Annotated in this window: 7 protein-coding genes; 5 read left to right on the top strand and 2 right to left on the bottom strand. The window is 47.4% G+C overall.

The annotated features are described in order from the left end of the window. Positions 1-362: rhomboid family intramembrane serine protease (locus GY683_RS03240; RefSeq protein WP_297287381.1), on the top strand; the 362-nt coding region annotated here is incomplete at its 5' end. A 53-nt stretch (positions 363-415) separates the two neighbouring features. Here GY683_RS03240 and GY683_RS03235 read toward each other — a convergent pair. Both GY683_RS03235 and GY683_RS03230 read right to left on the bottom strand, forming a co-directional pair. Next, on the bottom strand, positions 416-1,219 hold the full coding sequence (locus GY683_RS03235; protein WP_297287380.1) for a UDP-2,3-diacylglucosamine diphosphatase: 804 nt from the start codon (positions 1,217-1,219) through the stop codon (positions 416-418). Positions 1,220-1,302: 83 nt separating this feature from the next. Beyond that, the gene (locus GY683_RS03230; RefSeq protein WP_297287379.1) at positions 1,303-1,812 is read right to left on the bottom strand and encodes a peptidylprolyl isomerase; all 510 of its coding nucleotides are present in this window, start codon (positions 1,810-1,812) and stop codon (positions 1,303-1,305) included. Positions 1,813-2,048: 236 nt separating this feature from the next. Here GY683_RS03230 and GY683_RS03225 point away from each other — a divergent pair, with 236 nt between their 5' ends. The 4 genes from GY683_RS03225 to GY683_RS03210 form a co-directional block, all read left to right on the top strand. Then, positions 2,049-2,936 carry a DUF2272 domain-containing protein gene (locus GY683_RS03225; protein ID WP_297287378.1) on the top strand — a complete coding sequence of 296 codons (888 nt, stop codon included), beginning with the start codon at positions 2,049-2,051 and terminating at the stop codon, positions 2,934-2,936. Between the two features lie 148 nt (positions 2,937-3,084). Further along, positions 3,085-4,842 carry a glutamine--tRNA ligase/YqeY domain fusion protein gene (locus GY683_RS03220; RefSeq protein ID WP_297287377.1) on the top strand — a complete coding sequence of 586 codons (1,758 nt, stop codon included), beginning with the start codon at positions 3,085-3,087 and terminating at the stop codon, positions 4,840-4,842. Positions 4,843-4,993: 151 nt separating this feature from the next. Further along, the gene (gene ispH, locus GY683_RS03215; protein ID WP_297287376.1) at positions 4,994-5,929 is read left to right on the top strand and encodes a 4-hydroxy-3-methylbut-2-enyl diphosphate reductase; all 936 of its coding nucleotides are present in this window, start codon (positions 4,994-4,996) and stop codon (positions 5,927-5,929) included. Between the two features lie 39 nt (positions 5,930-5,968). Beyond that, positions 5,969-6,948, top strand: a 980-nt coding sequence (locus GY683_RS03210; protein ID WP_297287375.1) for a DHH family phosphoesterase, incomplete at its 3' end; no start/stop codon positions are given.

Below are 6,948 nucleotides of genomic sequence, written 5' to 3'. Positions count from 1 at the left end.
ATGTGCAAGCAGGTGGGTCGGTTGGACTGTCGGCAGGCGCATCCGGCGGCATCATGGGGCTTGGTGCGTTCTTATTGGCACTGGCGGTGCTGCGTGCGCCGACGATGTTCGTCTTGAATGCCAAAAGTCTATTCGTCGTGATGGCGATTAACCTTCTGATGGGGTTTGCACTGCCGGGTATTGATAATGCAGCACACATTGGCGGCGCATTGATTGGGGCGTTGTTTGGGATGATGATGTCATTGGTGTTGAAATCTAAGCTGTCGCGCGCATGGTTTTGGAGGATGTCAGTGATTGTGGCGGCAGTCTTTGGCGTGGTTTGGTGGCAGCTACATACTCAGGTGTTGGCGCTGATAGCCTAAGATAAGACCATTAGATTGCTCTTTTGAAATGTAAATACCAAGTGGCTCTGGTATCAGATAGGGTGGCGAAATTCCCATAAGCCCATTTCGCCATCATTAAGTACTGCCCCGATAACTGCCGTTACTTGATGGTTATCAAGTCGCCAGTCACCAAGAACAACTCTTTTTTTACCATCAATGTCATGCACGGCTGGTCGATGCGTATGCCCATGTATCAGAATGTCGCACGTAGCTAGGGCGTTATGGGTTGCATTGTCATTCACGTCCATGATGACGGCAGTTTTTTGGGATTTGTCGTTTTGGGATTTTTGTTTGATGTTTTGGGCGAGTTGCCTGCGCTTGGCCAGTGGCTGCTTTAGGATTAGCCAAGAGACGATGGGGTTTTGGATGATTTTGCGGTAGCGTTGATAGGCTTTATCATCGGTACACATGCGATCACCATGTTCTAGGCGCAATCTTGATGCGTTGGATAAAGTTAAAAAATAAGGTTCTTTAATCAGTGTACCACCTAGGACATCGCACAGACCTTGGCGTATCATAAAGTCGCGATTGCCATGCATGATATAAATGGCGGTCTTGTGGGATAGCTTCTTTAACTGATTTAAAATGAACGTAAGCCAATGCTCAGACTTCTGGGCATCAGATAAACTTAAATAATCATCATCACCAACCCAGCTGTCCAGCCAGTCCCCTAGGATGTAGAGTGCCTGTAGATTTGGTATAGCCATCAAATCCTGTAATAGTGCCAAAAACGCCTGATTCAGCATTGCGGTGTCGGCAGATAAATGCAAGTCGCTCACAAATACCATGCGGATGTCATGAGGCTTGGTGGTTAGAAGATGGTTGAAATCTTGCATGGCGAATCAGCGTTTGAATTTATGAGTGATGAAAATCACAAAAGGGCGAAAATTATTCCGCCCCTTGTGGTGTTTGCTTTGGGTTATTTTGAGATAACTTTGGCAGAGTTGATGACGATTGGCGTGCTAGGTACGTCTGAGTGGTAGCCATAGCGACCTGTTGCCACGCCTTTGATTTGATTAACCACATCCATGCCGTCGGTTACTTTACCGAATACCGCATAACCCCAGCCTTGTGGTGTTGGGCTTGAGTAGTTTAGGAAGTCGTTATTTTTTACGTTGATAAAGAACTGAGCAGTTGCAGAGTGTGGGTCTTGGGTGCGAGCCATGGCGATGGTGCCGATGTCATTTTTTAGACCGTTGTCAGCTTCATTCTTGATCGGTGTGCCGGTGCGTTTTTCATTCATGTCCGCATCCATGCCGCCGCCTTGAATCATAAAGCCATCGATCACGCGGTGGAAAATGGTACCGTCGTAATGACCACTTTCAACATAGTCGATGAAGTTGGCAACGGTAACAGGTGCTTTTTCGGCGTTTAGTTCGATGACGATGGCGCCGTGAGTGGTGTCAAATTGTACAACAGGCATATTCATGATTATTCCTTACAATAAAAGTTGAGTATCAAAAATGATGGCTAAATTATAGCATACCCCTAACCAAATCCCAATCAAAAGCCAAAAAAATTACACAACCCACTCGTGCGATTAAGTTATCGTCAATCTGTGCAAAACTCATGCAAAATAGAGATGCGGCTTGCCAAGTGTGAAATTGAACCCAAAGTCATACCTATGCTACAATGCCCTAAAATCATAAATCACGTATAAGAATAATGCTAAACCTTAAAACCTGCTTAAGTTTCATACTGCCTATATTGATACTGACCGGCTGCGCAAGTATCGAGTCATCAGATCGACAAATTCAGCGTGCAGAATTATGGCAGTCGCCATCAGTCAGCTTTCCTAACAATGCCAGTAAAGCCGAGCGAATCCGTGCCATTGCCATCAGAGAGCACCGAGCATGGGGCGAGCCTTTTATTACTGCTCAGGGACACATCGCCAAGTATGACCATTATGAATCAGAGAACGCTCGATTGACAGAGGGGGTTCGTGCGTGGGAGCGTGTGACAGCGTATTGGCGCGACAGCGGTGTTCTGCCGCGGTTAGATAGATCGTTTAATTATCAAAGCTGTAATAAGCTGGATATGAGTCAGAATTCTAGCACGAACATCTGCCGAGCTTTTGCCAGTGATGTGGCATGGTCGGCAGCGTTCATCTCTTATGTGATGGCGCAGGCGGGGATTGAGGATTTTTATGTATCGCCGCGCCATTATGATTATATGTATCGCGCGTGGCAGCAGAAGGGCAGTTATCACGCCAAGGATCCTGCGCAGACAGCACCCAAGGTCGGGGACATGCTGTGCTATGTGCGTGGTGGATCATCTCTGTCTAGCTATGAGGCGCTGACTGACCATATGGCAAACCAATTTGGAGGGCTGCCTGCACACTGCGACATCGTCACGCAGATTCACCAGTCTAAGGCAGAAGCATGGCTAATTGGCGGCAATGTGCTACACGCCGTCATGCTAAGAAAGCTACCCATCGATGATGGTGGTCGTTTCATCTTGCCTCAATACCAAGGGGAATGCAGTCCGCAAAGTGAGCTATACTGCAATCTTAATCAGCAAAATTGGCTGATGTTATTACAACTTCAACCCTAAATATTAAGAGTGCATCGAAGTGCTTATAAAAATTCTACAATTTGTTTTTGTGGAATTTTTTTATTGCCATAAACTGTGTTAAAATAGCTTGATTTATGATAATTTTGGGCGATGAATTGCCCTTAAAAATAACTGAAAAAGGTAATCCATGACCGACATCACCACTGAGAAGAATGATTTTATTCGTCAGATTATTCGTGACGACTTGGCGAGTGGCAAGCACGACAGCATCGTCACTCGCTTTCCACCAGAGCCGAACGGCTATCTGCACATCGGACACGTCAAATCCATCTGCCTAAACTTTGGCGTGGCAAAAGAGTTTGACGGCTTGTGCAATCTTCGCTTTGATGACACCAACCCAACTGCTGAAAAGCAGGATTATGTGGACAGTATTAAGGCGGACGTTGAGTGGCTTGGCTTTAAATGGGCGGGCGATGTGCGTTATGCGTCTCATTATTTTGATCAGCTGCACGCATGGGCAATTCAGCTCATTAAGCAAGGCGATGCTTATGTGGATTTTCAGACGCCTGATGAGATTCGTGAGCATCGCGGTGGCTTTGGTAAGCCGTCTGTCGAATCGCCGCAGCGAAATGCGACCATCGAAGAGAACTTGGCGCACTTTGATGACATGAAAAATGGCAAATACAAAGAAGGTCAAGCCGTACTTCGTGCTAAGATTGACATGAATCATGCCAACATGAACATGAGGGATCCTGTCATCTATCGCGTCATGCACGCCCATCATCATCAGACGGGCGATAAATGGTGCATCTATCCGATGTACGATTATGCCCATCCACTATCAGATGCGATTGAGAACATCACGCATTCGCTGTGCACGCTGGAGTTTGAAGATCATCGCCCGTTTTATGATTGGGTGGTTGAGAAAGTTGGCTTTGAAGTGCCACCGCGTCAGTATGAATTTAGCCGTCTAAACCTTGACCATACCCTAACTTCTAAGCGCAAACTAAAACGCTTGGTAGACATGGGTGTCGTCTCAGGCTGGGATGATCCGCGCATGCCAACTGTGGCTGGTATGAGACGCCGCGGATATCCTGCTGAGGGTTTACGTGATTTTTGTGAGCGCATTGGCGTGTCCAAGGCGGATGGTGTGGTTGATTTTCGTCAGTTGGAATTTAGTGTGCGTAGCGCGCTTGAGAATGCCACCGCGCGTGGCATGGCGGTGTTAAGACCGCTGAAAGTCACCATTACTAACTTTGATGAGGCGGTGGCAGACTTTGAAAATCTTAAAAAAGACACCGTTAAGGCGCGTTTGGATGATGGCGTACTTTGGCTAACTCAGCCTAAGCATCCAAATGTTGATATGGGCAATCGTGAAATCCCATTCACCAAGACCATCTATATTGATCAGACGGATTTTGAAGTGAACCCACCGGCAGGCTATAAGCGACTATCACCAGAGAACCGTGAAATCCGCCTACGTAACAGCTACATCCTAAAAGTAGAGGAGCACATCACCGATGATAATGGTGACGTGGTCGAGTTGATCGCCACCATCGATCCTAAGACGCTGGGTAACAACCCTGAAGGGCGCAAGGTCAAAGGTGTGATTCACTGGGTGTCAGCAAGTCACGGTGTGGATGCAGTGGTGCGCCTGTATGAGCATCTATTATTAGAAGATGATGAGATCAATCAAGATGCCACCTTGCACGAGAAAGACATGCTTGATGCGGATACGGACGCTGATACACTATGGATTAAGCAGCACCTAAATCCTAATTCGATCACGACCTATCAAGCGGTGGTTGAGCCATCTTTGGCAGAAGTGTCAGGCAGTGAGAGATTCCAGTTCGAACGTGAAAGTTACTTTGTGGCGGACATTGTCGAGACGACCAAAGAGCTGCCTGTATTTAACCAGATCGTTGGCTTAAAAGATGGCTTTTAATATTAGTCAACCAATTAACCGCATGTTCATCGTGCGGTTTTTTTATTTGCATTCAAAAAATTAAATCCCCGACCATCAATCAATTAATGCGTAAAATCCCCAAATATGATAAAGTAGTCAGTTAAAATAAACAAAATAACAGAGTGAATGTATGAAGATTTTGTTAGCCAATCCGCGTGGTTTTTGTGCCGGCGTGAATAGAGCCATCGCCATCGTTAATGAGGCATTACGTCGTTTTAATCCGCCCATTTATGTGCGTCATGAAGTGGTGCATAATAAATTCGTGGTTGAGGATCTTGCCAACCGTGGGGCGATATTCGTTGAAGAGCTGGATGAAGTGCCTGATGGCGCGATTGTGATCTTCTCGGCGCACGGCGTATCTAAGGCGGTAGAGGATGAGGCAGCGCGCCGTGATTTGACTGTGTTCGACGCTACTTGTCCTTTGGTGACCAAAGTTCATATCGAGGTGGGTAAATTTGCCAAAGAAGGCATGGATGCGATTTTGATTGGGCATGCAGGACATCCCGAGGTTGAAGGGACAATGGGGCGATTTGATACGACCTTTGGCGGGCGCATTCATTTGGTTGAGGATGCTGATGATGTTGCAAATTTGAACTTTGATGAAGATAAAGAGCTTGCTTTTGTCACTCAGACCACGCTGTCGATGGATGATACGGCTGTGGTGATAGATGCACTAAAGGATAAATTCCCACAAATCAACGCCCCGCGCAAGGATGACATCTGCTACGCCACCCAGAATCGTCAGGACGCGGTAAAGTCATTGGCGGCAAACTGCGACATCGTTCTGGTGGTCGGATCGCCAAATTCTTCTAATTCTAACCGCCTAAGGGAGCTTGCCGAGCGACTGGGTGCTAAGGCTTATCTTATTGATAACGCTAGCCAAATGGATCGTTCATGGTTTGATGGTGTGGCATGTGTGGGTGTAACGGCAGGCGCATCAGCCCCTGAGGTGCTTATCCAAGAAGTGCTAGACACCCTGCAATCATGGGGCGCCCAAAGCCCAGAAGAGATCAGTGGCATCGAAGAGAATGTTACATTTAGCCTGCCAAAATCCTTGCGTGCGTGATTGGTCTGGATTTAAGAATCAAAACAAAGAAGAATTACAATGACAAAGCTTAATTTATCACTGCGCTACACAGGTGAGATTGATGATGAACTGGTTCAGGCGTTCGGTTCTGTGACTTTGGCGCGTGTGCTGCTCGCTCGTGGCATTCACGATGAGGCACAGCTAGATACTTCGGTGGGGCAGCTGTTGCCTGCATCTGACTTAACAGGACTTGATGAGGCAGCGACTTTAATCAGTCAAGCGATCGATGAACAAAAGCGTATTTTGATCGTAGGTGACTTTGATTGTGATGGCGCAACTTCAACAGCGCTCATGGTTCGCTGCCTAAAAGAGATGGGTGCTGATGTGAATTTCTTGGTGCCTGATCGATTTAAATTTGGTTATGGATTGACACCAGAGATCGTCAGTTATGGTGCTGAGGAATTTAACCCAGAGGTTATTATCACCGTGGATAATGGCATCTCAAGCCATGACGGCGTCATGCGCGCCGATGAGCTTGGCATCCAAGTCATCATCACAGATCACCATCTGACCACCAAGCCATCACCGAGTGCCGCCGCTGTCGTGAATCCCAACCAACAAGGCTGTAATTTCGGCAGTAAATCCTTGGTCGGTGTGGGTGTGGCATTCTATGTCATGGGTCGTGTGGCACGTATTCGCCGTGAAGCAGGGCTGTCAACGACGAGTGTCGCCAAGTATCTAGACCTTGTGGCGCTAGGTACGGTGGCAGATGTTGGCACATTAGATCAGAACAATCGCATCTTGGTGACGCATGGGGTAAATGCCATTCGTGGTGGACGAGCTTGTCATGGTGTGCTTGCGATATTAGAGCAGTCGGGTCGCGACCATGAGAAGATCAGTAGCGATGACTTGGGTTTTGCCATTGCACCTCGAATTAACGCTGCAGGACGTATGGATAACATGCGCACAGGCGTTGAGTGCTTATTGGCGGATGATTGGAGCCGAGCGCATACGCTGGCGTTAGAGTTGAATAAATTAAACCACTCGCGCCGCGCCAT

Origin of the sequence: Moraxella sp. (assembly GCF_024227015.1) — a bacterium.
In the GTDB taxonomy this organism is placed as follows: Bacteria; Pseudomonadota; Gammaproteobacteria; order Pseudomonadales; family Moraxellaceae; genus Moraxella.
This window is presented reverse-complemented; position numbering and strand designations above follow the sequence as displayed.